This is a genomic window from Kineococcus rugosus (assembly GCF_050871975.1).
In the GTDB taxonomy this organism is placed as follows: domain Bacteria; phylum Actinomycetota; class Actinomycetes; order Actinomycetales; family Kineococcaceae; genus Kineococcus.
This window is the reverse complement of the sequence record NZ_JBJLSJ010000021.1, coordinates 39,586-63,918: the sequence shown is the minus strand read 5'-3', so window position 1 is coordinate 63,918 and position 24,333 is coordinate 39,586. Positions and strand designations below refer to the sequence as shown.

Here is a 24,333-nt window from a genome sequence, read left to right as displayed (position 1 = left end):
GCCGTCAGGGGGCCGCGAGGATCGTCCGCAGGTCCGCCTCGGCCCCGGGCACGGACAGGAACAGCAGGTGGTCGCCGGGCTCGAGGACGTCGTCGGGGGTGGGCGGCAGCGGGCGCTCGCCGCGCACGATCGCCACGAGCACGGTGTCCTCCGGCAGCTCCACCTCCCCGACGGTGCGCCCGAGCACGGGGCTGCCGTCCTCCAGGGTGTACTCGGACATGGACGTGCGGCCCTGCTGGAAGGTGAACAGCCGCACCAGCTCGCCGACGCTCACGGCCTCCTCGACCAGGGCGGTCATCAGGCGCGGCGTCGACACCGCGACGTCCACTCCCCACGCCTCGTCGAACAGCCACTCGTTCTTCGGGTTGTTCACCCGGGCCACCGTGCGCGGGACGCCGTACTCGGTCTTGGCCAGCAGGGACACGACGAGGTTGGCCTTGTCGTCGCCGGTGGCGGCCACGACGACGTCGCAGTCGGCCAGCTCGGCCTCGTCCAGGCTGGAGATCTCGCACGCGTCGGCGAGCAGCCACTGCGCGTCCGGGACGCTGGTGATCTTCATGGCGGCCGGGCTGCGGTCGATCAGCAGCACGCGGTGGCCGTTGCCGAGCAGCTCCCGGGCGATGGACCGCCCGACGATCCCGGCGCCGGCGATGACGACGCGCATCAGGCTCCCTCCTCCGGTGCGGCGGCCAGGACGGCCGCGGCCGTGGTGACCCGGTCGTCGGCGACCACCACGTGCAGGGCGTCGTCCTGCTGGTAGGCCATCCCCCGGGCGGGCACGACGCCCTGCCCCAGCCGGGTCAGGTACGCCACGCGCACGCCCGCGGCGGTCTCCAGCGCCGACAGCGGGCGCCCCACCCAGCCCTCGTGCACGGGCACCTCGACGAGCACGACGCGCCCGGAGGGGTCGCGGAACTCGCTCAGCGCCCCCTGCGGGACCAGGCGGCGCAGGACCTGGTCGGAGGTCCAGCGGACCGTCGCGATGGTGGGGATGCCCAGGCGCTCGTACACCTCGGCGCGGCCCGGGTCGTAGATGCGGGCCACGACGTTCTCGACGTCGAACTTCTCCCGCGCCACCCGCGCGGCCAGGATGTTGGAGTTGTCCCCGGAGGACACCGCGGCGAACGCGCCGGCCTCGTGGATGCCCGCCTCGACGAGGGTGTCGTGGTCGAAGCCGACACCGGTCACGCGGCGCCCGGCGAAGGTGGGGCCCAGGCGGCGGAAGGCGTCGGCGTTCTGGTCCACGACCGCCACGCTGTGCCCGCGCTGCTCGACGGTGAGGGCCAGGCTCGAACCGACCCGGCCGCAGCCCATGATCACGAAGTGCACGTCCTGAACGCTACCCGGTGACCCTGTGCGGAGCACCGGGGCACCGGGCACGACGTCCGGCAGCGGGCACCCGGCCGGTGCACCTACCATCGGCAGACGTGCCCTCTGTGACCGAAGCGGTCAAACGCGTCCTCGTCGGACGACCCTTCCGCAGCGAGAAGCTGTCCGAGACCCTGCTCCCCAAGCGCATCGCGCTGCCGGTCTTCGCCTCCGACGCCCTCAGCTCGGTGGCGTACGCGCCCGACGAGATCTTCCTGACCCTGTCGATCGCCGGGATCGCGGCCTACGCGTTCTCGCCGTGGATCGCCGCCGCGGTCGTGGTCGTGATGCTCGTCGTCGTCGCCTCGTACCGGCAGAACGTCCACGCCTACCCCTCCGGCGGCGGGGACTACGAGGTCGCGACCGTCAACCTCGGGCCGAACGCGGGACTGACCGTCGGCAGCGCCCTGCTGGTCGACTACGTGCTGACCGTGGCGGTGTCCATCTCCTCGGGGGCGCAGTACGCGGCCGCGGCGATCCCCGCGCTGCGCGGGCACGAGGCGCTGTTCGCCGTGTCGCTGGTGCTGCTGCTCATGGCGGCCAACCTGCGGGGCCTGCGCGAGAGCGGGGCGGCCTTCGCGATCCCGACCTACATCTTCATGGCCTCCATCCTGGGGATGGCCCTGTGGGGCTTCGCCCGCTTCCTGTTCGGCGACCTGCCCGACGCCCCCAGCGCGCAGTACGAGCTCACCGCCGAGCACGACATCTCCGGCGGCCTGACGAGCCTGGCGGGGGCGTTCCTCATCCTGCGCGCCTTCTCCTCCGGGGCGGCCGCGCTGACCGGGGTCGAGGCCATCAGCAACGGCGTGCCGGCCTTCCGCAAGCCCAAGAGCCGCAACGCCGCGACCACGCTGCTGCTGCTGGGCCTGACCAGCGTCACGATGCTCGTGAGCATCATCACCCTGGCCAACGTCACCGGGGTCCGCTTCGCGGAGGACCCCGAGCACCAGCTCCTGCGCGACGGGGTGCCGGTCGGGGACGGCTACGTGCAGGACCCCGTCATCGGCCAGCTCGCCGCGACGGTCTTCGACCACTTCCCGGTCGCCTTCTACGTCGTGACGGCGGCCACCGGCGTCATCCTCGTGCTCGCCGCCAACACCGCGTTCAACGGGTTCCCCGTGCTGGCCTCGATCCTGGCCCGCGACGGGTTCCTGCCCAAGCAGCTGCACACCCGCGGGGACCGGCTGGCCTTCTCCAACGGCATCATCGCCCTGGCCCTGACGGCGATCGTCCTGGTCCTGGCCTTCGACGCCGAGGTCACCCGGCTCATCCAGCTCTACATCGTCGGCGTCTTCGTCTCCTTCACCATGAGCCAGACCGGCATGATCCGGCACTGGACCCGGCACCTGCGCGAGGAGCAGGACCCGGCGAAGCGGGCGCAGATGCGGCGCTCGCGGGTCATCAACAGCGTCGGCCTGGGGCTGACCGGCCTGGTCCTCGTCATCGTGCTGCTGACCAAGTTCACCCAGGGCGCCTGGATCGCGATCCTGGCGATGGTCGTGGTCTTCGCGAACATGAAGCTCATCCGCCGCCACTACGCGAACGTGGCCCGGGAGATCGAGGTCCCCGCCGAGCGGCAGGCCAAGGCGCTGCCGACGGGCGTCCGGGGCATCGTCCTGGTCTCCAAGATCCACAAGCCGACGATCCGGGCGCTGGCCTACGCGCGCGCGGCCCGGCTGACCGACCTGCAGGCCGTCACGGTCGCGGTCGACCCGCAGGAGGCCGCGGCGCTGCAGCGGCGCTGGGAGGAGATGGACCTGCCGGTGCCGCTGACGGTCCTGGACTCCCCGTACCGGGACGTCACCAAGCCCGTCCTGGAGTTCGTGCGGTCGATGCGGCAGCGCTACCCGCGCGACCTCGTCACCGTGTACGTGCCCGAGTACGTCGTGGGCCACTGGTGGGAGACGTTCCTGCACAACCAGTCCGCGCTGCGGCTGCGGGCGCGGTTGCGCTACCAGCCCGGCGTGATGGTCGCCAGCGTGCCCTGGCAGCTGAGCAGTTCCGCCGGGATGGAGGACCGCGTCGAGCGCGCGGCCCCCGGCACCGTCCGCCGGGGCCCGGTCGGCCCGGCCCCCACCCACCACCAGGAGAACCCGTGAGCAGCCCCACCCGTCGTCGCCGCACCCGCCAGGCCGCCCCGGCCGGGCCGGACGCGCGCGGGACCGAGATCGAGGTCGAGGTCGGCCCGGTGGCCCACGGCGGCCACTGCGTGGCCCGGCACGAGGGCCGGGTCGTCTTCGTCCGGCACGCCCTGCCCGGTGAGCGGGTCGTGGCCCGGGTGACCGAGGGCGCCGAGGGCGCGAAGTTCTGGCGCGCCGACGCCGTGCGGGTCCTGACCGCCGACGCCGACCGCGTCGAGCCGCCGTGCCCGGTCGCCAGGCCGGGGCTGTGCGGGGGCTGCGACTTCCAGCACGTCGCGCCCGCCCGCCAGCGCGGGCTGAAGGCGGCCGTGGTCGCCGAGCAGTTCCGGCGGCTGGCCGGCACCGAGCTCGACGTCACCGTCGAGGAGGTGCCCGGGGCCGGGCGCGACGGCCTGCGCTGGCGCACCCGCACCCAGTTCGCCGTGGACGCCGAGGGCCGCACGGGGCTGCGCGGGCACCGGTCCCACCAGGTGGTCCCGCTGCGGGACTGCCCGATCAGCACGACCGGCGTCGTGGGCTCGGGGGTGCTGGGCGCCCGGTTCGGCAACGTGGAGACCGTCGAGGTCGCCACCGGGTCCGACGGGGCCGCCCCGCTGGTCGTGGTGACCCCCGAGCCGGGGACGCACGCGCACCTGCCGAAGCTGCCGGACGCCTCGGTGGCGGTGCGGACCGCCGAGGGGCTGCACCGGGTCTCCGGGCGCACCTGGGTGGGCGAGCGGATCACCGTCCGCGGGCGCGAGCACGCCTTCCGGGTCGGGGGAGCGGGTTTCTGGCAGGTGCACCCCGGTGCCCCCGCCGTCCTCGGCGAGGCCGTCCTGGAGGCGCTGGAGCCGCGCCCGGGCGAGCGCGCCGTCGACCTGTACTCGGGGGTGGGGCTGTTCACGGCGCTGCTGGCCGACGCCGTGGGCGCCGACGGGTCGGTGCTGGCCGTGGAGGGAGACGAGCGCGCCGTGCGCGACGCCCGCAAGTCCCTGCACGCGCTGCCCCAGGTCGAGCTGTGGGCCGGGGCGGTCGAGGAGGCGCTCGGGGACGGGGAGCTGACCGCCCGCCGCACCGACCTGGTGGTCCTGGACCCGCCGCGGGCCGGCGCCGGGCGCGCGGTCGTGGAGGCGATCGCGGCCCTGGCCCCGCGCGCGGTGGCGTACGTCGCGTGCGACCCGGCGGCGCTGGCCCGGGACACGGCCTCCTTCGCCGGGCGCGGGTACGTGCTCGACGGGCTGCGCGCCTTCGACCTGTTCCCGATGACGCACCACGTGGAGTGCGTGGCGCGGTTCGTGCGCGCCTAGACCGGCGCGTCCCGGCGCTGGTCCCGGGGGTCCCCGGCGCCGGCGGCGTCCAGGCCGCCGAGGGCGTCCAGCACGTCGCGCAGGACGTCGGTGGGGGAGGCGCCGGTGGTGGTCAGGTCGACGACCCGCCGCCCGTCCCAGGGGCGCAGCGGCTCACGGGTGGAGTGGCGGGGGACGTAGCGCCGGGGGCGCGGGGTGAGCCCGGGCACGGCGGGTCAGCCGAGCCGGCCGGCGGCGGCCAGCCACAGCAGCAGGACGGCGGTGAACACCACCGCGGCCACGGCGCCGGCCTTGGCGACCAGCAGCGTGCCGGGCAGGTCGAGGCGGGCGACCAGGTCGTGCGCGAGGTCGCGCAGCCGGGTGCGCAGGTCGACGTGGGGGACGTCGGGGACGGCGCGCAGGCCGGCCAGCACGGAGGTGAGGACCTCGGCGGCACCGGTGTCGTCCAGCTCCACGGCGCGCGGCGCGCGGCGGGCGGGCAGCCCGCGGCCGGGGGCGCGGTGCTGGGCCCGGCGCGCGGTGGCGGGCGCGGCGGCGGGTGCGGCCGGTGCGGGGGTGGGGCGGACGATCGAGGGGTGCACGGGCTGCTCCAGTCCGTCGGGTGCGGTCCCCCCCACTGTGCTGACCGAGCGTCACCTGGCTCAAGCCGTGCGTAGTGCGTCCGAGTGCACCCGAACAGGTGGTTCGTCGCTGTGCGGGGTCGCGGACGCGCCCGGCGTGGTTCCCGGCCGTCCGTGAGCCGTCGTGGTATCTTGATGTCGAGATAAATGAGCGCGAGGGTCCCGCGACCCCGCGAGCGCTCCCGCGGCCTCCGGTGGGACGATCGGTGGCGGCACGAGACGACGATGACGACGGAAGACGAGTGAGGAGCTCCCGGTGAGCAGCCACAACAGCTTCGAAGCCAAGGCTACCCTAACAGTAGCGGGGACGGATTACACGATCTTCCGTCTCGACAAGGTCGACGGCTCGGCCAAGCTGCCGTTCAGCCTCAAGGTCCTGCTGGAGAACCTGCTGCGCACCGAGGACGGTGCGAACATCACGGCCGACCACATCCGCGCCCTCGGCGGGTGGGACCCCACCGCCGAGCCGGACACCGAGATCCAGTTCACCCCCGCCCGCGTGATCATGCAGGACTTCACCGGCGTCCCCTGCATCGTCGACCTGGCCACCATGCGCGAGGCCGTCGCCGACCTCGGCGGGGACCCGACCAGGGTCAACCCGCTGGCCCCGGCCGAGCTCGTCATCGACCACTCCGTCATCGCCGACGTCTTCGGGCGCCCCGACGCCTTCGAGCAGAACGTCGAGATCGAGTACGGCCGCAACCGCGAGCGCTACCAGTTCCTGCGCTGGGGCCAGACCGCGTTCGACGACTTCAAGGTCGTCCCCCCGGGCACCGGCATCGTCCACCAGGTCAACATCGAGCACCTGGCCCGCGTCGTGTTCCCCCGCCAGGTCGGGGAGGAGCTGCAGGCCTACCCCGACACCCTCGTCGGCACCGACTCCCACACCACGATGGTCAACGGCCTGGGCGTCCTGGGCTGGGGCGTCGGCGGCATCGAGGCCGAGGCGGCCATGCTCGGCCAGCCCGTCTCGATGCTCATCCCGCGCGTCGTCGGCTTCAAGCTCAGCGGGTCCATCCCCGCCGGCGCGACCGCCACCGACGTCGTCCTGACCATCACCGAGATGCTGCGCAAGCACGGCGTCGTCGGCAAGTTCGTCGAGTTCTACGGCGCGGGCGTGGCCTCGGTGCCGCTGGCCAACCGCGCCACCATCGGCAACATGAGCCCCGAGTTCGGCTCCACCGCCGCGATCTTCCCGATCGACGACGTCACGCTGGACTACCTGCGCCTGACCGGCCGCAGCGACGACCAGGTCGCCCTGGTCGAGGCGTACGCCAAGGAGCAGGGCCTGTGGCACGACCCGGCCGTCGAGCCGGTGTTCTCCGAGTACCTCGAGCTGGACCTGTCGACCGTCGTCCCCAGCATCGCCGGCCCCAAGCGCCCCCAGGACCGCATCGTGCTGGCCGAGGCCAAGGAGGCGTTCCGCGCCGCCCTGGGCGACTACGTGACCGACGAGGCGCCCGCGGGCAACGTCGCCTCCAGCGCGCACAGCGACGTGATCGACGCGGTCGCCGGCTCCTCCCAGGACGAGGCCAGCGCCGAGAGCTTCCCGGCCTCCGACGCCCCCTCGGCCTCCTCCAGCGATGAGCGCGACGAACCCGCCGAGCCCGGCCACGCCACCGGCCGCCCCTCGAAGCGCGTCGCGGTCACCATGGCCGACGGCACGCGGACCGAGATCGACCACGGCGCCGTCGCGATCGCCTCGATCACCAGCTGCACCAACACCTCCAACCCCTCGGTCATGGTCGCCGCGGCGCTGCTGGCCAAGAACGCCGTCGAGAGGGGCCTGACCCGCAAGCCCTGGGTCAAGACCTCCCTGGCCCCGGGGTCCAAGGTCGTCACCGACTACTACGACAAGGCCGGGCTCACCCCGTACCTGGAGAAGCTCGGTTTCCACCTCGTCGGGTACGGCTGCGTCACCTGCATCGGGAACTCCGGGCCGCTGCCGGAGGAGGTCTCCGCGGCGATCCAGGAGAACGACCTCGCCGTCACCGCGGTCCTGTCCGGGAACCGGAACTTCGAGGGCCGCATCAACCCCGACATCAAGATGAACTACCTGGCCTCCCCGCCGCTGGTCATCGCCTACGCCCTGGCCGGCACGATGGACTGGGACGTCGAGAACGACCCCATCGGCCAGGACGAGTCCGGTCAGGACGTCTACCTGAAGGACATCTGGCCCGACGCGGCCGAGGTCGAGCGGGTCATCGGCGAGGCCATCAGCAAGGACATGTTCGTCAAGGACTACGCCGACGTCTTCGCCGGTGACGAGCGCTGGCAGGGCCTGCCCACGCCCGAGGGCGACACCTTCGCGTGGGACGCCGAGTCCACCTACGTCCGCAAGCCCCCGTACTTCGAGGGCATGCAGGCCGAGCCCGCCCCGGTCACCGACATCTCCGGCGCGCGCGTCCTGGCGCTGCTCGGCGACTCGGTCACGACCGACCACATCTCCCCGGCCGGTTCCATCAAGCCCGACTCCCCGGCGGGGGTGTACCTGTCCGAGCACGGCGTCGAGCGCAAGGACTTCAACTCCTACGGGTCCCGCCGCGGCAACCACGAGGTGATGATCCGCGGGACGTTCGCGAACATCCGGCTGAAGAACCAGCTGCTGGACAACGTCTCCGGCGGTTTCACCCGGGACTTCACCCGCGACGGCGAGCAGACGTCGATCTACGACGCCGCGCAGAACTACGCCGCGCAGGGCACCCCGCTGGTCGTCCTGGGCGGCAAGGAGTACGGCTCGGGGTCCTCCCGCGACTGGGCGGCCAAGGGCACCGCGCTGCTGGGCGTCAAGGCCGTCATCACCGAGAGCTTCGAGCGCATCCACCGCTCGAACCTCATCGGGATGGGCGTCGTCCCGCTGCAGTTCCCGAAGGGGGAGTCGGCCGCGTCGCTGGGCCTGGACGGCACCGAGACGTTCGACATCACCGGCATCACCGAGCTCAACGAGGGCCGCACCCCCAAGACCGTCAAGGTCACGGCGACGAAGGTCGACGGCGGCGTCGTCGAGTTCGACGCGGTCGTGCGCATCGACACCCCCGGTGAGGCGGACTACTACCGCAACGGCGGGATCCTGCACTACGTGCTGCGGTCGCTGACCGGCGCGTGACGACCCGCTGAGCGGCGCCGCGCGCCGCCGGTCGCCCGGACGGGCGGTCACCCCGGGTGGGGTGGCCGCCCGTCCGGCGTCCGGAGCCGGCCCACCGCACCGGACGCTGTGCGCGGGCTGTACCGGGAGTGTGGTGGGATCACCCCTGTGCCCAGCCTGACCCGGAGAACCGTCCTGCCCCTGTTCGGGGCCGTCGTGGGGGCCCTCGCGGCGTGGGTGGCGTCCCGCGGTCTCATCGACGACACGTACATCACCCTCGCCTACGCGCGGAACCTCGCCGAGCACGGCCACTGGGGGATGACCCCGGGGATCCGGTCGAACGCCGCCACCTCCCCGCTGAACGTGGCCCTGCTGGCGCTGGGCTTCCTCGTCGTCGGCCCCTTCGCCGGGGCCGACGGGGAACTCGCGCTCGGGGTCGTGACGACGGTCCTGGGGGCGGTGGCCGCCGCCTGCGCCGGCGTCGTCGTCCGGCGCGCCGGCCTGTCGGCGTGGTGGGCCGCGGCCGGGGTCGTGGTCGTGCTGGCCAACCCGTTCCTGCTCTCGGCCCTCGGCCTCGAGGTCGTGCTGGTGTTCACCGCCGTGACGGCGCTGCTGGCCGCCGGGGTCGCCGGCCGCCCCGCGCTGTACGGGGTCGCCGCGGCCGCCGCGCTGCTGGCCCGGCTGGACACGGTCGTGTTCGTCGGTCTCCTCGCGCTGCTGACCCCGGTGGTGCGGCGCCTGCACGTCGCGGTGCTCACGTGCTGCGCCGTCGCGCTGCCGTGGTTCGTGACCAGCTGGTTCTGGCTCGGGTCGGCGATCCCGGACACCTTCGTCATCAAGACGAGCCAGCGGAACTTCGGCGAGGGCCGCACCTACCTGCGGGGCCTGTGGACGCACTACTGGCCGAACACGCCGCTGGCCGTCGCGGTGAGCGTGGCGGCCGCGGCCGTCGGGCTCGTGGTCCTGCTCGTCCTGCTCCTGACCCTGGTGCGCCGCCGCGAGGCGGTCCGCACCGGCCTGGTCGGCCTCGGCCTGGGCGGGGTCGGGTACTTCGCCGTCTACAGCGTCCTGGGCGTCCCGCCGTACCAGTGGTACTACGTGCCGGCGATGGCGGCGCTGTCGTTCACCGCCGTCCTGGGGCTGGGGCTGCTGCTGCGCGACCGGGTCCGGCGGGTCCTGCCCGTCGTCCTGTCGGCGGCCGCGCTGGGCGGCCTGGCCGCGACCGTACCCGCCGCGGCGTGGCCGCTGCCGTGGGCCTACCCGCCGGTGTTCGGCAACTTCGCCACCCCCGCGCAGTACCGCCAGATCGGCGCCGACGTCGGTGAGCTCGTCGGGGACCAGCGGGTGACGGCCCCGGGGGAGATCGGCACCCTCGCCTACGCCTGCGACTGCGAGCTCATCGACCAGTTCTCCGACCCGGCGGTGCTGCAGCCGCTCGTCGAGGCCCGCATCGCCGACGCCGGTCCGGTGCTGGGCCGGCTGCTGGAGTGGAACTACACCCACCGCGACCCCGGCCCGGCGCAGCCGACGCCGTGGGTCCTGCGCTGGCGCAGCGCCGCGATCGCGCCGCCGGAGGGGGTCGAGCAGTGGACCACCAACGCCGGGACGTGGCAGTCGCCCGACGAGCTGGTGCTGTTCCGGGCGCAGGACGGTCGGTAGGCCCCGCCGTCCAGCGGCTGGACCCGCCGGGCCGGGCGGTGCCCAGGACGGGCGGTCGTGTCCCCGAGCCGCCCGTGAGACCCGCGTAGTCACACCTCGGCCACCGCCGAGCTGCACCTGCCCGGCGGTGGACCCGGCGGGGGGCCGGGTCAGGCCCCCTCGTCGGCGTCGACCAGCGTCAGGGCCCGGGCGTACCCGGCCGGCGTCTTGGTCACCTCGATGACCCGCTGCATGAGCGGCTCGATCGCGGGCACCTTGTCCAGCGGGGCGGCGATGATCAGCTGGAAACCCAGCCCTCGCCACGCGTTCACCCCGCGCGCGGTGAACTCCCCGTCGGACTTCACGAACCCCTCGTCGAGGAACACCGGGGCGAACACGGGCAGCGCGTTGCGGCTGGTGCCCAGCTGGTAGCGCAGCGCGGCCCCCACGATGAACGCGATGAGTTCCTGCACCTCGCCCCCGGACTTGCCGCCGAGGTGGTCGTAGATGCTCAGCGTGCGGCCCGTGGCGGGGTCCACGCGCAGCGCCCGGACGGAGGTGTGCTTGCGGACGTCCAGCAGCAGGTCCCGCTCGGCGGTGTTGCCCGGCACGTTGCGGATCCGGTCGATGAACGCGCGCAGCGCCAGGAACCGCTCCTCGACGGCGGCCGCGTCGGCCGGGCGCACCGACCCCCCGGCCAGGTCGCGCAGCTCCCGCTGGAACACCGTGACCTCGGCGATCGTCTGCGGCTGGACCTCGATGTGCAGCCGGTCCCCGGTGGGACCGAACGGCAGCCCGGCGAGGATCTCGTTGACCGGGGCCAGCCGGTTCACGATGTCCGCCCCGGCCTGGCGCAACGTCGACTGCAGGGTCAGCAGGTCGTCGCCGGACCAGCTGACCACCTGGCGGCGGAACTCCTCGGCGCGTTCGGCCAGGCCCTGCCGGGTCAGGTCGTCCAGGATCTCGCGGTACCCCTCGTAGGAGGCGACGCCCTGGCCCAGGTTCGGCTGCGGCCAGCGGCTCTGGAACGCCCGGAAGGCGCGCTCGAGCCGGCTCACGGCGTCCGCCTCGCGGGCCAGCGCCTCGGTCCGGCCCTCGGCGGTGGCCTGCCGGATCTTCGGCAGCACGCGGCGGAAGTTCTCCACGGTGTCGTCGATGCCGTACCGGCGGTGCAGCTCGGCCAGGTGCCCGGCCTGGTCGGCGGTCACCTCCACGCCGCGCTCGTCGAGGTCGGCGAGCTGGTCGGTGACCTCGTCCTGCAGCGCCACCAGGTCGCCCCACAGCTTCTCGGCCGCGGTCAGGGTGATCTGCGCCCGGGCCTCGCCCTGCCGGGCCTCGTCGGCGGCCACGTCGAGCCGGTCGCGCTCGGCGCGCAGCGCGGCGATCTGGTCGTTCGTGGCCAGCAGGGAGTCGATCTCGCGCTGGCGGGCCGCGACGGCGGCGGCGGTGGCGGTGGTGTCGACGTCCTCCCAGCGCACCTCCGTGCGCCGCTGGTGGGCCTTCTCCCGCGCCAGCAGGTCCGTGCGGGCCGCGGTCAGCGCGTTCTGCCGCTGCTGGTGCCCGGCGAGCCGGGCGTCGACGGCGGCGACCTCCTCCTCGATGCGCACCAGCAGCGCGGCGGGGGAGAAACCCAGGATGGCGCGCAGCCCCTCCTGGCCGCCGTGGGCGCCGCGGTCGCCGTTCTGCACCTGCCCGGCGCGGGTGATGCGCCGGACCCGGTCCTCGCCGAACGCGTCCGGGCCCTCCACGGCCAGGTGCGGGAAGTCCTGCGGCAGGACCGTGCTCAGCCAGCCCCGGTACGGGGAGTCCTCGCGGATCCGCAGCTTGCCCACCAGCGTCGCGGGGTCCGGTTCGGCGACCGGCAGGCCGGTGTCGGCGAACTGGAACTGCACGCGGCGGTGCAGCCGCAGCTGGTCCACCCGGCGGCGGAACGTCGAGCGCAGCGAGCGGTCCACGACGAGGCTGCGGGCGAAACCGCCGAGCAGCAGCTCGGCCGCCGTGCGCCACTGCTCGTCCTCGCGGCGCACGTCGAGGAGCTCGGCGACGAACGGCAGGTCGTGCGGGTCCAGCCCGAGCTGCTGCGCGATGGCCGTGCGGGTCGCGTCCAGGTCGTGCGGGATGAGGTCGCTGCGCCGGGCGAACCAGCGCTTCTCGGCCCACAGCCGCTGCCGCTCGGCCAGGTCGGGCCCGGCCGACTCCGCCAGCGCCCGGCCCTGCTCCTCCAGGTCCTCCAGCGCGCCGGGCAGGTCCCGCAGGAACTGCGCCGAGGCGCGCTGGTGGTCCTCGAAACCCTCCCGGTCCCCGGCGACGTCGCCCAGCGCCCGGGTCTGCTCGGCGAACCGGCGCCGCGCGGCCCCGGTGCCGGAGTGCGCCTGCTCGGCCGCCTTCCGCTGCAGGCCCAGGGTCTCCAGCGCCCCGCCGCCGTGGGTGTCCAGCAGCTGCCGGTTCTCGTCGACGCGGACCTCCGCGGCCAGCCGCTCGGCCCGCGCGCGCCGCAGGTCGGCCTCGGCCTCGTCCCGGCGGGTCTTGGCGGCCCGTTCCTGCGCCTCGACGAGGCGGGCCTCGATGCGGGCCGCCCACAACGCGAAACCGCTGTTCTCCGACGAGCCCAGCGCGTCGGCGAGGTCGATCGCGTCGCGCGCCCGCGACAGGTCCTCGTGCAGCCGCGGGATCTCGCCGAGGACGGTGATCTGCTCCTCGGCGGTCTTCATCGTCGCGTACGTCGACTCCAGGTCGGCGAAGTGGGCGACGGCGCGGTCGGCGGCCTCGAACGTCCGGGGACGCTCCAGGACCATCGACCGGTACAGCTGGTCGACCGAGGCGACCTCCCGGCCGGCCTGGATGCGGCCCAGCAGCTTCATCGCGGCCGAGCCGTCGCCGTCGGCGCCGATCCCCAGGACCGGGTGCACGGTGGCGGCGAACCGGGAGTAGGAGTCGAAGAAGTCCAGGCCCTCGAACTCGCGGCGCATCGCCTTGTGGTCGAAGCGCCGCTCGGCGAACGGTTCCACGCGGGCGAGGTCGAAGTCGCCGCGGAACACCGCCAGGTGGTCCTTGACGTCGCGGGGGTCCTTGGCCGAGGCGGGGGCGAAGTACAGCCGCATCGTCGTCAGGGTCCGCCCGCCGGTGTGCCGGAACGTGAACGCCAGCCCGGACCAGGCGTTGGCGGGGTTCCCGGCCGCGTCGCGCCCGCGCAGCGTCGCGTCGCGGTTCTTGCCGGTCTGCTCGTCGAGGACCTCGTCGAGCTTGCCCCGCACGTACGACAGCGGGTTGCGCTGGGTCGCCGAGCGCGCCCGGCCGGTGACGGCGTCGTTGCTGGCGCCGTTGAACGCGGTCGCGGTGTTCATCATGACGGCGATGTACGCGTCGAGCGTCGTCGACTTCCCGGTGCCCGAGGCGCCGGTGACGAGGTTGGCGCGCTCGTCGAACTCGATGCGGTGGTAGCCGTCGAAACCGCCCCAGTTCACCAGCTGGGCGTGCGCGACGTGCCACTGCTGGCGGCCGGCGCCGGCCAGGGCGAGGCCGGGGATGGTGGGGCCGTCGGTCACGTCGTCTCCTGCTCGGCGGGGTCGGTCGGGCCGGCGGGGCCGGTGCCGGAGTTGTGCTCGGTGAGCTGGGCCACGAGCCGCTGCACGACGTCGACCGGCAGCAGGACCTCCAGGATGGGGGAGACCCGGTAGCGGTTCTCGGTCCCGGTGCGCAGCAGCACCTCCTGGCGCAGCAGGCTGTCCACCCCGAGCGCGGCCTGCTGCAGGTCACGGGCCCGGTTGGTGCTCGACAGCGGGCGGAAGTGCCCCACCTCGTCGATCAGCTCGGCGCGGTCGACGAACACCTCGGTGTCCCCGGCGGCCGAGCGGGACCGGGCCAGGCGGCGCAGGCACACCAGCAGGACGGTCTCCTCCCGGCTCCACGGCTGGTCGAACAGCAGCGTCGGGAACCGGTCGGCCGCGGCCGGCGCCTGCTGCTTGTACGCGACCTGGTGGTCGGTGTTGACGACCAGGTCGAGGTACAGGTCGTTCAGCCGGGACCGCAGGGACCGCTGGTGCTCCAGCAGGACCCGCCACGCGGCGGGGTGCTGGGCGGCCGAGACGTACCGGCGCCGCAGCAGCTGCACCAGGACGGTGCGGACGGGTTCGGCCAGGGTCCCGCTGTCGCCGGGGAACAGGCCGTCCTCGGGCAGCGGGTCCGCCTCGGGGGGCAGCACGGGGGTGGGGTCGCTCATGCGGGGGTCCGGGACTCCTCGTCGGTGCCGTCTCGGGTTTCTTCTCGGGTTTCGTCGGGGGCCCCCTCGAGGGTCCCGTCGCGCAGGGGCAGGTCGGGACCCAGGAACCGGTGGACGGTCCCGTCGGGGCGGGTGGTGGTGTACACGGCCTCGCGCGTGGTGGTTCGCGGGTCCGAGCCGGACACCGACACGGCCAGGTGCAGCAGCCCCATGAGGTCCGCCGGCCGGCGCAGGTCGTCGGGCAGGTCGTCGAACACCCCCGCCGTCCCCGCGCCGGGGTCGGCGGTGGTCAGCGCCGAGCGCAGCCGCTCGAAGTCCGGGCCGCCGAAGCGGCGCAGCTCCTCCAGCGACGACCCCTCGCCGGGGTCGCCGTCGTGCGCGCGCAGCGGCGGCGGGCTGGCGTCGTCGGCGGGGTCGTGCAGGCGGGTGCGCATCGTGGTGACCGCGATCCGCGCCGAGGGGATGGGGGAGGACACGTCGATCGTGGCCCGCGGCCCGGTGGTGGCCATCCAGCCGGTCAGCTGCTCGGCCGCCGCGCGCAGCGCCTCGTCGAGCTCCCTGTCCCGCAACGGGTCGTGGCGCAGGATGTGCGAGCGCAGGGAGGCCGACAGCCGCCGCCGCTGCTCCAGGACCAGTTCGATGCCGTCGCCGATCGTCTCCAGCGTCGTGCGCAGCGCGTGCCGCTGCTCGCCGCTGAGGTCGGCCGCGAAACCGTGGTCGAGGATGGTGGTGAGGTCGGCCTGCAGCTCCCGCAGGGTGTCCTCGTCGCGGGCCAGTTCCACGGCGCCGGCGAACGCGCGCCCCGAGACGGACCCGGTGAGCATGCCCTCGGCGCGGCGCAGGTAGTCGTCCAGCACCTCCCCGGAGGGGCGCTGCTCGGCGCGGAAGTCGCCGACGATCTCCCGGTGGATGCGGCGGACCTCCTCGGAGACGCGCAGGAAGTCCCCCGGCAGCGCCGAGAGCAGGTCCTCCAGGTTCAGGTACTGCCCCAGCACCCGCTCGTTCGAGGCGGGTTCGTCGTCGCCGGCCAGCAGCCGGTCGCGCTCGGCGCTCAGCTGCGCGATCTGCTCCTCCAGGCGCTGCACGCGCCGCTCCCGGTCCGGGGTGGCCTCCAGCGCGCAGCGGCGGGCCGCGTCGAGGATCGTCCGCATCCGCGACTCGCCCAGCAGGACCCGGTCCCCGCCGATCCGCGCGACGTGGTCGAGGGCGTCCTGGGCGTGCGAGGTCAGCGCGTACTCCTCGTCCGCCTCGTCCTCCCCGTCCTCCGCGCGGTCCTCCCGCACCGCGTCCGCGCCGGGGCCGCCGACCGGGGTCAGGGACAGCCACTGCTCGCGGACCCAGCCGCGGACCAGCTCGCGGGCCGGGGTGTCGGGGACCTCCTGGCCGTGCAGGGCCAGCTCGTCCAGCAGCCCCTGGACCTGGGAGTGGAACCGGTCGGCGGGGATCCGCGAGCGCTGCCCCCCGAACGCGCAGGTCAGCACCGCCACCACCAGGGGGCCGGTCGGGCGCCGCAGGAGGCTGAGCGTTGGCCGGGTGAACGCCCGCTGGGCGCGCGCCAGGTCGTCGCGGATGCTGCTCACAGGTCCTCCGGGGTGCCGTCGTGCTCGGAGAACGGTAGACGAGTCCGCGGCCCGCCCCGACCACCCGCGGGCCGCGCGAGCACCACCGGCACCACCGCGAGCGCCGCGGCGGCCAGCGCGAACGCCGGCGCCGGCCCGGCCCGCTCGACGCCCTGACCGGCCAGCGCCGCGCCCAGCGCCCCGCCGGCGGCCGAGGCCGAGGCCAGCCACGCGAACGTGCCGGTCAGCCGGCCCGGGCCGGCCGTCTCCCGCGCCCGCACCGCGGCGGCCACGACCACCGGCGGGAGCGTCGCGCCCACCGCGAGCAGCACCAGCGCGAGCACCGGCACCGGCCAGGGCACCAGCAGCAGCGCCGCGCCCCCGGCCAGCACCCCCGCCGCGCGCCGCGGCGCCGGGCGCCGCGTCAGCACCAGCGCGGCCAGCAGCCCCCCGCAGCTGGAGGCCGCGAACAGGGCCGTCGCCGCCGCGGGGTGACCGGCCGCGACGGCCAGCGGCAGGGCGCCGAAGTGCACCCCGAGCAGGGCGTTGACGGCCAGCGCGGCCCGGGCACCCCGCGGGCGCCCGCCCACCCGGGACCGGCGCGCCGCCGGTGGGGCCGCCGGTGGGGCCGAGCCGCGCAGCGCGGCCAGCACCCCGGCGCCGGACACCACGAGCGCCCCCGCCCCGAGCAGGGCCGCGCCGCTGCGGCCGGTCGCGGCCAGCGCCGAGGCCAGCACCGGCCCCAGCACGAACGCGGTGGAGCCCGCCAGCGCCTCCCACCCGAAGGCCCTCGCCAGCACCGGCCCACCCCCGCCGGACCCGCCGGACCCGCCGCTCCCGCCGAGGCGGTGCGACCAGCGCGCCGCCGAGAACGCGCCGAGCTGGGGCAGGCTCGCGCCCAGCGCGAACCCCGCCGCCAGCGCGAGCACCCCCGTCGTGCCCGGGCCGGCGGTGCCCAGCACCACCGCCGCGGCGAGCCCGTGCGCCGCGGCCAGCAGCAGCAGGACGCGGGTCTGCCCCCACCGGTCGGCCAGCCGGGCCGTCTGCGGCCCCACCACCGCCTCGGCCAGGGCCAGGCCGGCGGTGGCCAGCCCCGCCGGTCCCCACGAACCCGTCCGGTCGTGCACCAGCCACAGCAGCGCCAGGGGTGTCGCGGCCAGCCCGACCCGCCCCCACGCGGCTGCGGCGAAGAACGCCGTCAGCACGGCGCGTCCTTCCCCCCGGGGCGGACCGGCCTCGCGGGCCGGACGTTTGACCCCACGCTAAGCCCTGCCCGGCTCACCCGGGCGGGTGGTGACGCGCCGCAGCGTCCGCCGTCCGGGGGACACCGCCGCCCCCGGGGGGATCAGCTCGTCGCCGAACGTGCCGATGGAGGTCTCGACGTGGCCCCGCCCGGGGCCGCCGGACCGCTCGTGGACGGGGACCAGTGCTGAACGAGGCGTGGGGCAGCCAGCACCGCGGCAGCGGCGAACCGCCGTCCGCGGTCGACGCCGCCCTGCTGCACTACGTGGCCGCCGCCGACCAGCCCGCCCTCGTCGTCTCCCGGCCCCGCACCGGAGCCCTGGAGGTCCCCCGCGTCCGGTGGGCCAGCAGCGCCGCCGCCGACCTGTTCGGCGTGGACGCCGACAACCTCGTCGACCTCGCCGTCACCCGCCTCCTGCGGCCCGGCTCGGCCGTCGAGCAGCTCTCCCGCGAGCGGCGCACCCGGTACGCCGTCGAGGCCGTCACCTCCGGCGGCACCACCCGCCCCACCGAGGTCGTCGCCTGGCCCGTGCCCGACCGCGACGGCGCGCGCGGCGGGGAGCACTTCTGGGTGCTGACCGTCGTCCTGCCCCGGGACGAGCGGTCCCAGGCGGCGCTGCGCGCGGCCGAGGAGCGCTTCGCGACGCTGGCCCAGAGCTCCCCGGTGCCCACGATCGTCTCCGACCTCGGCGCCCGGCTCTCGCGCGTCAACGACGCCTTCGCCGAGCTCGTCGGGCTCCCGGCCGAGGACCTGTGCGGCACCGCCTGGCTGACGCACGTCGTCGACGACGAGCGCGCCGGGGTCGTCGAGGCCGTCGCCGCCGTCCTGGCCGGCGAGCGCGTCGTCGTCGACACCCGGTTGCGCAACGCCGCCGGGCAGGTCCGCTGGGTCACGATCCGGCTGGCCCCCAGCCGGACTCCCGGCTACGGCGCGGGGTTCATCGGGACCGTCGAGGACGTCACCGACCGTCTCGCCCGCGAGCACCGCCTCGCCTACCAGGCCCAGCACGACCTGCTGACCGGGCTGCCGAACCGGCTGGCCCTGCTCGAGCGCCTCGCCGACCTCGTCGGGGACGGCACCACCAGCGGCCCGGCCGGCCCGGCCGGCCCCGGCGAGGGCGTCGGCGTCCTCATGGTCGACCTCGACGACTTCAAGACCGTCAACGACGGCCTGGGCCCCGAGGCCGGCGACGCCGTCCTCGTCGAGATCGCCCGCCGGCTGGCCCGCACCGTCCGCAGCGGCGACATGGTCGCCCGTCCCGGCGGGGACGAGTTCGTCCTCGTCTGCGGCGACCTGACCGACCTGGACGCCGTGGAGGCCACCGCCCGCCGCGTGCTGGACGCCGTCCTGGCCCCCGTGGAGGTCAACGGCCTGCGGCTGCGGCTGGTCGCCAGCATCGGCGTCGTGCTGCTGTCGGGCCTGCGGTGCAGCGCCGAGGAGGTCGTGCGCGACGCCGGGATCGCCGTCCACGAGGCCAAGGCCGCCGGCGGCGGGCGCTGGACGCTGCTCGACGAGGACGTCCGCACCCGCGCCCGCCGCGCCCTGCGCCTGGTCGCCGACCTGCGCGAGGCCCTGGCCCGCGGCGGCGTCGAGGTGCACTACCAGCCGGTCGTGCGGCCCGGGCGCCCCGCGCGGCTGCGCAGCGTGGAGGCGCTGTGCCGCTGGACGCACCCGGAGCTGGGGCCGGTGCGCCCCGACGTGTTCATCGAGCTGGCCGAGCGGGCCAACCTGGTGCCCGCCCTGGACGCGCACGTGCTCGCCGTCGCCTGCCGGGACCTGGCGTCCTGGCGGGCCGCGCACGCCGCCGGGCGGCTGGCGGCCAGCCCCGAGCACGTCGCCGTGAACGTCTCGGCGGTGAGCCTGGCCGCCGAGGGGTTCGCCGCCGGGGTCCGCCGCACCGTGGCAGCGGCGGGCCTGGAGCTGCGCGACGTGTGCCTGGAGGTCACCGAGACCGCGCTGGCCAGCGACCTGCGCGCCTGCCGGCAGGTGCTGGAGGAGCTGCGCGCCGACGGCGCCCGCGTCGCCATCGACGACTTCGGCACCGGCTACTCCTCGCTGGCCTACCTCAAGGACCTGCCCGTCGACCACCTCAAGGTCGACCGCTCCTTCGTCCGCGACCTGCGCTCGGCCGGTGCCGGCGTCGCCGGCGGGCCCGCCCGCGCCGTCGCCGCCGCCGTGGTGTCGCTGGCCCGGACGCTGGGCCTGGGGGTCGTCGCCGAGGGCGTGGAGACCCCCGAGCAGGACGAGGTCGTCACCGACCTCGGCTGCGAGGCCGTCCAGGGGTACCTGTACTCGCGGCCGCTGACGCCCGAGGCGCTCGTGGACCTGCTGCGCGCCGGCGGCGAGCTGGCCCCGCGGCCGGCGCTGCCCACCCCGCGGGAGGTCCCGGCGTGAACGGGCCGGTGAGCGAGAGCGTGACGACCACCACCGCGCCGGGCGCCGTCGACGTCCTCGGCCGGGTCTCCGCGGCACTGGACGACCTGCCCGCCCACCGCCCCGTGGCCGCGAAGGTGATCGCCGAGGCCGACGACCACCGCTCCGACGCCACGTCGCTGGGCCGGACCCTCAGCTGCGATCCCGCGCTCGTGGCGAAGGTGCTGCGGCTGGCCAACTCCGCGTACTTCGGCCTCTCCGGCCGGGTCTCGGCGCCCGGCTTCGCCGTGACCGTCGTGGGGTTCTCCACCGTGCGCAGCCTGGCGGTCTCGGCGATGGCCGGGCTCGACGACGTCCCCGAGGCGCTGGAGGGCTTCTGGGACCGCAGCGTGCTGACCGCCGTCGCCGCCGCCGAGTTCGCGCCCCGCCTGCGCTGCGGGGCGCCCGACGCGTTCTCGGTCGGGCTGCTGGCCCGGCTGGGCCAGGCCCTGCTGGTGCGCTGCGACCCCGTGGAGTACCCGCTGCTGGTCGCCGGTGCCGCCGGCCGCGAGGACCTGCTGGCCGCCGAGAGCCGCCGCTACGGCGCCGTCCACACCCGGGTCTCGGCCGAGGCCCTCGCGGCGTGGGCCTTCCCCGACGAGCTGGCGCAGGCCCTGGCCCAGGTCGACCGCCCGGGCTGGGCGACGCCGCTGGCCACCTGCGTGCGGCTGGGCGTGGAGCTGTCCGAGCGGATCCTGGACCCGGCCCGGCGGCCGGTGCCGGCCGACCAGCTGTCGGCGGGGCACGTGCGCGACGCCGAGGTGGACGCGCTGCGGGCGGTGGTGACGCGCACCGCCGCCGAACTGGTGCAGCTGCTCACCTCCTGAGCATGGTGTTGGATGTCACTCGTGTGCGAGGCGACCCCGGCGGCGGAGATCACCCTGCCCGACGAGGAGCACTCGGCGCGGCGGGCCCGGGCGTTCCTCACCGAGGCCTACTGCGCGGCGCACCACGCCCGCGTGCTGGACGAGGCGCAGCTGCTGATCTCGGAGCTGGTGACCAACGCCGTCCGCCACGGCGGTCCGCCGGTCCGGGTCCGGGTCTCCTGCGACGGTGAGGGCCCGGCCCTGCACGTCGCCGTCTCCGACGGCAACCCGCACCCCCCGGTGCGGCGCGACGCGGCCCCCGAGGCCGAGGGCGGGCGCGGGGTGGCGCTGGTGGACATCATCTCCGACCGGTGGGGCGTCGAGCGCGACGACAACGGCAAGACCGTCTGGTTCGTGATCTCGTGACCGAGCCGGCCGTCGGCACCGCGCTGCGGCTGGCCCGCACGGACGACGCCCCGGCCGTCGCGGCGCTGCTGCGGGGGAACTGGCCGTTCCTGGCCCCCTACGAGCCCGAGCGCGACGAGCACTACTTCACCGCCGAGGGCCAGGAGGCGCTGCTGCGCGACGCCCTGGCCGAGCACGCCGCCGGGCGCGCCGTCCCGTACGTCATCGAGCACGACGGTGAGCTCGTCGGGCGGCTGACGGTGTCGGGCATCGTGCGGGGCGCCGCCCAGTCCGCCGACGTGGGCTACTTCGTCGCCGAGGCCGTCAACGGGCGCGGCGTCGCCACGAACGCGGTCGCCGCGCTGCTGGGGATCGCGTTCGCCGACGGCCCCGGCGGGCTGGGGCTGCACCGCCTCCAGGCGGGCACCCTGCTGTCGAACTCCGCGTCGCAGGCGGTGCTGCAGCGCAATGGTTTCGAGCGCATCGGGGTGGCCCGGCGGTACCTGCGGATCGCCGGCCGCTGGCAGGACCACGTGCTGTACCAGCGGGTCGCCGCGACCTGACCGGTCCGGGAGCGGCGGCGCGCCGTCCCCCGTCGGGCTCAGGGGTTGCCCGGGGCCGCCGAAATCGTCACCACGGCCCGCACGAGGGCGTCCCACCCCTCGGCCAGCCGCTGCGGCGACACGTGCGGGACGCCGTCGAGGTGGCCCTCGACGTAGTACCCCAGCGGTGCCTCCAGCGCCGCGTGCAGCTGGAAGGCCAGGACCTCGACGTCCCCGCGGACCCCGGCCGCGCCGAGCAGGACCCGCAGGTGCAGCCGGCTGAAGCCCGCCGGGGCGCTCGCGACGGCGGGGCGGGCGTTGACCTCGCGGATCAGGTGCCCGCGCTCGGCGGTGAACCGGAGCCGTTCGTGGCCGAAGGCGAGGAGGCGGTCCAGGGGGGCGGCGCCGGGTCCCAGCGGGGCGGGGCCGCTGAGGCAGGCGGCCTGGAACTCGCGCTCGTACTCGTCGAGCAGCGCCCCGAACAGGCCCGCGCGCGAACCGAAGCGGCGGAAGACGGTGCCCTTGCCCAGCCCGGCCGCGGCGGCCAGCGCGTCCATGCTCAGCCCGGTGACGCCGACCTCCTCGACGAGGCGGCGGGCGGTGCTCAGCAGCAGCTCCCGGTTGCGCGAGGCGTCCGCGCGGCCGGGGACCCCGGGGACCGCGAGCTGGGTCAGCATCCGTGCCACGGCAGGCAGCGTAGGCCCCTGCCGGGCCAACCGGTGCTTGAAGGTCGCAGTAGAAACGGACTACAGTCCGCATCGAGGGCGAGCGCGTCGCCGCCCCGACGACCTCCCCGAGGAGCCCCCGATGACCAACGTCATGGTCCTGGTCGGCAGCCTGCGCGCCGCCTCCACCAACCGCCAGATCGCCGAGACCGCCGTGGCGCACGCGCCCGAGGGCGTCGAGCTGAGCATCTACGAGGGCCTGGCCGACCTGCCGTTCTACAACGAGGACGTCGACGTCGAGGGCTCGGTCCCGCAGGCCGCCACCGACCTGCGCGCCGCCGTCACCGCCGCCGACGCGATCCTCGTCGTCACCCCCGAGCACAACGGCACCATCCCGGCCGTGCTGAAGAACGCCATCGACTGGGCCTCGCGCCCCTACGGCGCCAGCCCGCTGACCGGCAAGCCGCTGGTCGTCGCCGGGTCCGCCTTCGGGCAGTACGGCGGCGTGTGGGCGCAGGACGACGCCCGCAAGGCGCTGGGCATCGCCGGGGCGAACGTCCTGGCCGAGGTCACCTTCTCCATCCCCGGCTCGGTCACGCGCTTCGCCGACGTGCACCCCAAGGACGACGCCGAGGTCGTGGAGAAGATCCAGGCCGTCCTCGGCGGCCTCGTCGCCGCCGCCCGCGCCGCCTGAACCCGGCTCACCCGACCGCCCGTCACCCGCCCGGGGTGGCGGGCGGTTCGGGCCGGACCGGCACCATCGCCGAGACGCTCTTGTCCCAGATGCGCGGGTTCCGGTCCGCGCAGCGCGTCGCGAGGTCGCGGCGCACCTGCGGGAAGGTGCGGCCCGGCTCGGCCAGCCGGTGCTCCCCGAGCTCCTCGAACCGGTCCCCGTCCAGGCAGTAGGCGACCTGGTCCAGGGAGTTCAGCTGCCGGATCGTGATCAGCTGGTCGACCAGGACGTCCCCGGGGTGCTCGGCGCCCGGGTGCAGCTGCGCCGCCGCGGCCAGGAACTCCTCGCCGTACCCGCTGTCGGTGAACGTCCACTCGCACGGCCCGCCGAGGCCGTCGTCGCTGACCAGCCCGAAACTCTGCCCGTACCGCAGCAGGTTCGCCGACCAGGCCACCGCGCCCGACAACAGGTCGGACTCCCGGTACCCGCTGATGCTGTACCGCTGCAACGGGTGACTGATCGGCAGGGCCACGCGCCGAGCCTACGCGGCCACGTCGGGGGACGGCTCGCGCAGGGCGTGCGCGACGAGTTCGAGGCGGTTGCGGACCGACTCCAGCACGACCCGCTCGGCCACCGTCGCCGGGCCCAGGGTCTCCAGCAGCGGCAGCGCGGCGGCGCACGACGCCCGGTCCTCCGCGACGAACACCGCGTGCAGGACGGCGAGGTCCAGCACGAACGCGGCGTGCCGGCGGGCCTCGATCGCGTGCAGGTCGTCCACCGTGAGGCTGAGACCCAGGACCCGGCGCACGCAGGCCCGGGCGTAGTACCGCGTCGTACCGGACCCGTCCCGCACGACGGCGGCGCCCTCGGGCACCGGGTGCGCGCAGCCGGGTGCCTGGCACCAGCCACCCTCGCGGGAGAAACCCACCACGCGGGGCGCGGTGACGTCGGACGTGAACATGCAGGGAGGATCGGGCCCGGCGGCGCCGGGCTGGATGCGCCACCAGGGGGACAGGTGCCTCCCGGCCCTCGGCGTCGTCGACAGCCGGGGCCGGGGCCGGGCGGTGCACGTCCGCGCGGCGGGACCACCCCGGCGGCGGGGCTGCGGGGCGCCGAGGACGCCTGCCCGGCGAGGTTGGCGATCCCCGGACGACGCACCTGGCGTCGCCGCCGACGACGGTGCGGCAGGACTCCACCGCGCTGGGTCCACCGTCACCGGGCTGCTGCCGGCGGTGCCCGCCGGGATGAGCACCCCTACCTCGGTGCGGTCGTCGCCCCCGGTGGCGAGCACATCCGCCGCCCACACCCGCCGCCCGCACCTGCTCGGTGACGGACACCGCTTGACCGGTCCGACCGCCGCGAAACCGGCTCCTCGGATCCACGGGTGGGTCGATCACCCTGACCCGCGCCGTCGTCGTCGCGGACGGGTGCTGTCGGCGGCGCGCAGGGTGTGGAGGCGGTCGTTGCCGGACTCCCGGGATCCGTGGGTCACGGCGGGTTCTCCCGGTGATGAGGTCGACCGCTTCGGTGCCACCCCTGCTGAAGCCGGGCCGGGCCGGGTCGTCATCGAAGGAGGCCGGCACCTCGGTCCGCCGAGACCTCAGCGTCCGACCCCACCGAGCGATCTGCGGGACGGGGCAGCGGTGGGAGGGGGCGAGCACCCGCTCGGTG

The 24,333-nt window shown here is 75.3% G+C and carries 20 protein-coding genes; 9 read left to right on the top strand and 11 right to left on the bottom strand.

The window, feature by feature from the left end; genetic code table 11:
• Positions 1-4: 4 nt before the first annotated feature.
• Positions 5-664, bottom strand: coding sequence for a potassium channel family protein (locus tag ACRYM6_RS13590; RefSeq protein WP_432543411.1), 660 nt, complete (start codon positions 662-664; stop codon positions 5-7).
• The gene (locus ACRYM6_RS13585; RefSeq protein WP_432543410.1) at positions 664-1,329 is read right to left on the bottom strand and encodes a potassium channel family protein; all 666 of its coding nucleotides are present in this window, start codon (positions 1,327-1,329) and stop codon (positions 664-666) included. The genes ACRYM6_RS13590 and ACRYM6_RS13585 overlap by 1 nt, the downstream gene beginning before the upstream one ends.
• A 98-nt stretch (positions 1,330-1,427) precedes the next feature.
• Here ACRYM6_RS13585 and ACRYM6_RS13580 point away from each other — a divergent pair, with 98 nt between their 5' ends.
• Entirely contained in the window at positions 1,428-3,467 is a 2,040-nt protein-coding gene (locus tag ACRYM6_RS13580) for an APC family permease (RefSeq protein WP_432543409.1), read from the top strand.
• Positions 3,464-4,795 carry a class I SAM-dependent RNA methyltransferase gene (locus ACRYM6_RS13575; protein ID WP_432543408.1) on the top strand — a complete coding sequence of 444 codons (1,332 nt, stop codon included), beginning with the start codon at positions 3,464-3,466 and terminating at the stop codon, positions 4,793-4,795. Before ACRYM6_RS13580 ends, ACRYM6_RS13575 begins: the two co-directional genes overlap by 4 nt.
• On the opposite strand, the gene ACRYM6_RS13570 is transcribed toward ACRYM6_RS13575, so the two are convergent.
• Positions 4,792-5,004: a hypothetical protein gene (locus ACRYM6_RS13570; protein ID WP_432543407.1), complete on the bottom strand. Its 213-nt coding sequence runs from the start codon at positions 5,002-5,004 to the stop codon at positions 4,792-4,794. The two genes, ACRYM6_RS13575 and ACRYM6_RS13570, sit on opposite strands and share 4 nt — an antisense overlap.
• 6 nt (positions 5,005-5,010) lie before the next feature.
• A complete protein-coding gene (locus ACRYM6_RS13565) occupies positions 5,011-5,376 on the bottom strand; it encodes a hypothetical protein (RefSeq protein WP_432543406.1) in 366 nt (121 codons plus the stop codon).
• Positions 5,377-5,671: 295 nt separating this feature from the next.
• On the opposite strand from ACRYM6_RS13565, the gene ACRYM6_RS13560 reads away from it, so the two are divergent.
• Positions 5,672-8,521: an aconitate hydratase gene (locus tag ACRYM6_RS13560; protein WP_432543405.1), complete on the top strand. Its 2,850-nt coding sequence runs from the start codon at positions 5,672-5,674 to the stop codon at positions 8,519-8,521.
• 147 nt (positions 8,522-8,668) lie between these two features.
• Positions 8,669-10,159: a hypothetical protein gene (locus ACRYM6_RS13555; RefSeq protein WP_432543404.1), complete on the top strand. Its 1,491-nt coding sequence runs from the start codon at positions 8,669-8,671 to the stop codon at positions 10,157-10,159.
• Between the two features lie 149 nt (positions 10,160-10,308).
• Here the strand turns inward: ACRYM6_RS13555 and ACRYM6_RS13550 are convergent, their stop codons facing one another.
• Genes ACRYM6_RS13550 through ACRYM6_RS13535 form a run of 4 tightly spaced genes read right to left on the bottom strand, consistent with a single transcriptional unit; the run spans position 10,309 to position 17,121 of the window.
• Positions 10,309-13,683, bottom strand: a complete 3,375-nt coding sequence (locus ACRYM6_RS13550; RefSeq protein WP_432543403.1) for an ATP-binding protein — start codon at positions 13,681-13,683, stop codon at positions 10,309-10,311.
• Positions 13,680-14,357 (bottom strand): DUF4194 domain-containing protein, encoded by a 678-nt coding sequence (locus tag ACRYM6_RS13545; RefSeq protein ID WP_432543402.1) that lies wholly within the window; start codon positions 14,355-14,357, stop codon positions 13,680-13,682. Before ACRYM6_RS13545 ends, ACRYM6_RS13550 begins: the two co-directional genes overlap by 4 nt.
• Positions 14,354-15,937 carry a DUF3375 domain-containing protein gene (locus ACRYM6_RS13540; RefSeq protein WP_432543401.1) on the bottom strand — a complete coding sequence of 528 codons (1,584 nt, stop codon included), beginning with the start codon at positions 15,935-15,937 and terminating at the stop codon, positions 14,354-14,356. The genes ACRYM6_RS13545 and ACRYM6_RS13540 overlap by 4 nt, the downstream gene beginning before the upstream one ends.
• The gene (locus ACRYM6_RS13535; protein WP_432543400.1) at positions 15,934-17,121 is read right to left on the bottom strand and encodes an MFS transporter; all 1,188 of its coding nucleotides are present in this window, start codon (positions 17,119-17,121) and stop codon (positions 15,934-15,936) included. Before ACRYM6_RS13535 ends, ACRYM6_RS13540 begins: the two co-directional genes overlap by 4 nt.
• A gap of 221 nt (positions 17,122-17,342) precedes the next feature.
• Here ACRYM6_RS13535 and ACRYM6_RS13530 point away from each other — a divergent pair, with 221 nt between their 5' ends.
• From ACRYM6_RS13530 to ACRYM6_RS13515, 4 genes are read left to right on the top strand one after another with little or no spacing between them, the layout of a single operon-like run.
• On the top strand, positions 17,343-19,553 hold the full coding sequence (locus ACRYM6_RS13530; RefSeq protein ID WP_432543399.1) for a putative bifunctional diguanylate cyclase/phosphodiesterase: 2,211 nt from the start codon (positions 17,343-17,345) through the stop codon (positions 19,551-19,553).
• A gap of 8 nt (positions 19,554-19,561) precedes the next feature.
• A complete protein-coding gene (locus tag ACRYM6_RS13525; RefSeq protein WP_432543398.1) occupies positions 19,562-20,398 on the top strand; it encodes an HDOD domain-containing protein in 837 nt (278 codons plus the stop codon).
• A gap of 12 nt (positions 20,399-20,410) precedes the next feature.
• Complete coding sequence (locus ACRYM6_RS13520) at positions 20,411-20,803, top strand: ATP-binding protein (RefSeq protein ID WP_432543397.1); 393 nt, start codon at positions 20,411-20,413, stop codon at positions 20,801-20,803.
• Positions 20,800-21,345, top strand: a complete 546-nt coding sequence (locus tag ACRYM6_RS13515) for a GNAT family N-acetyltransferase (protein WP_432543396.1) — start codon at positions 20,800-20,802, stop codon at positions 21,343-21,345. The genes ACRYM6_RS13520 and ACRYM6_RS13515 overlap by 4 nt, the downstream gene beginning before the upstream one ends.
• 38 nt (positions 21,346-21,383) lie before the next feature.
• Here the strand turns inward: ACRYM6_RS13515 and ACRYM6_RS13510 are convergent, their stop codons facing one another.
• Positions 21,384-22,001, bottom strand: a complete 618-nt coding sequence (locus ACRYM6_RS13510) for a TetR/AcrR family transcriptional regulator (RefSeq protein WP_432543433.1) — start codon at positions 21,999-22,001, stop codon at positions 21,384-21,386.
• Positions 22,002-22,131: 130 nt separating this feature from the next.
• On the opposite strand from ACRYM6_RS13510, the gene ACRYM6_RS13505 reads away from it, so the two are divergent.
• On the top strand, positions 22,132-22,683 hold the full coding sequence (locus tag ACRYM6_RS13505; protein ID WP_432543395.1) for an NAD(P)H-dependent oxidoreductase: 552 nt from the start codon (positions 22,132-22,134) through the stop codon (positions 22,681-22,683).
• 22 nt (positions 22,684-22,705) lie between these two features.
• Here the strand turns inward: ACRYM6_RS13505 and ACRYM6_RS13500 are convergent, their stop codons facing one another.
• Both ACRYM6_RS13500 and ACRYM6_RS13495 read right to left on the bottom strand, forming a co-directional pair.
• Positions 22,706-23,194, bottom strand: a complete 489-nt coding sequence (locus ACRYM6_RS13500) for a hypothetical protein (protein ID WP_432543394.1) — start codon at positions 23,192-23,194, stop codon at positions 22,706-22,708.
• Between the two features lie 9 nt (positions 23,195-23,203).
• Positions 23,204-23,623: a hypothetical protein gene (locus ACRYM6_RS13495; protein WP_432543393.1), complete on the bottom strand. Its 420-nt coding sequence runs from the start codon at positions 23,621-23,623 to the stop codon at positions 23,204-23,206.
• Positions 23,624-24,333: the final 710 nt, after the last annotated feature.

Excerpts from the sequence above, each read along its gene's own strand:
- ACRYM6_RS13590 (WP_432543411.1), bottom strand. The coding sequence starts at position 664 with ATGCGCGTCGTCATCGCCGGCGCCGGGATCGTCGGGCGGTCCATCGCC.
- ACRYM6_RS13510 (WP_432543433.1), bottom strand. The coding sequence starts at position 22,001 with ATGCTGACCCAGCTCGCGGTCCCCGGGGTCCCCGGCCGCGCGGACGCC.
- ACRYM6_RS13505 (WP_432543395.1), top strand. The coding sequence starts at position 22,132 with ATGACCAACGTCATGGTCCTGGTCGGCAGCCTGCGCGCCGCCTCCACC.
- ACRYM6_RS13545 (WP_432543402.1), bottom strand. The coding sequence starts at position 14,357 with ATGAGCGACCCCACCCCCGTGCTGCCCCCCGAGGCGGACCCGCTGCCC.
- ACRYM6_RS13520 (WP_432543397.1), top strand. The coding sequence starts at position 20,411 with ATGTCACTCGTGTGCGAGGCGACCCCGGCGGCGGAGATCACCCTGCCC.
- ACRYM6_RS13495 (WP_432543393.1), bottom strand. The coding sequence starts at position 23,623 with ATGTTCACGTCCGACGTCACCGCGCCCCGCGTGGTGGGTTTCTCCCGC.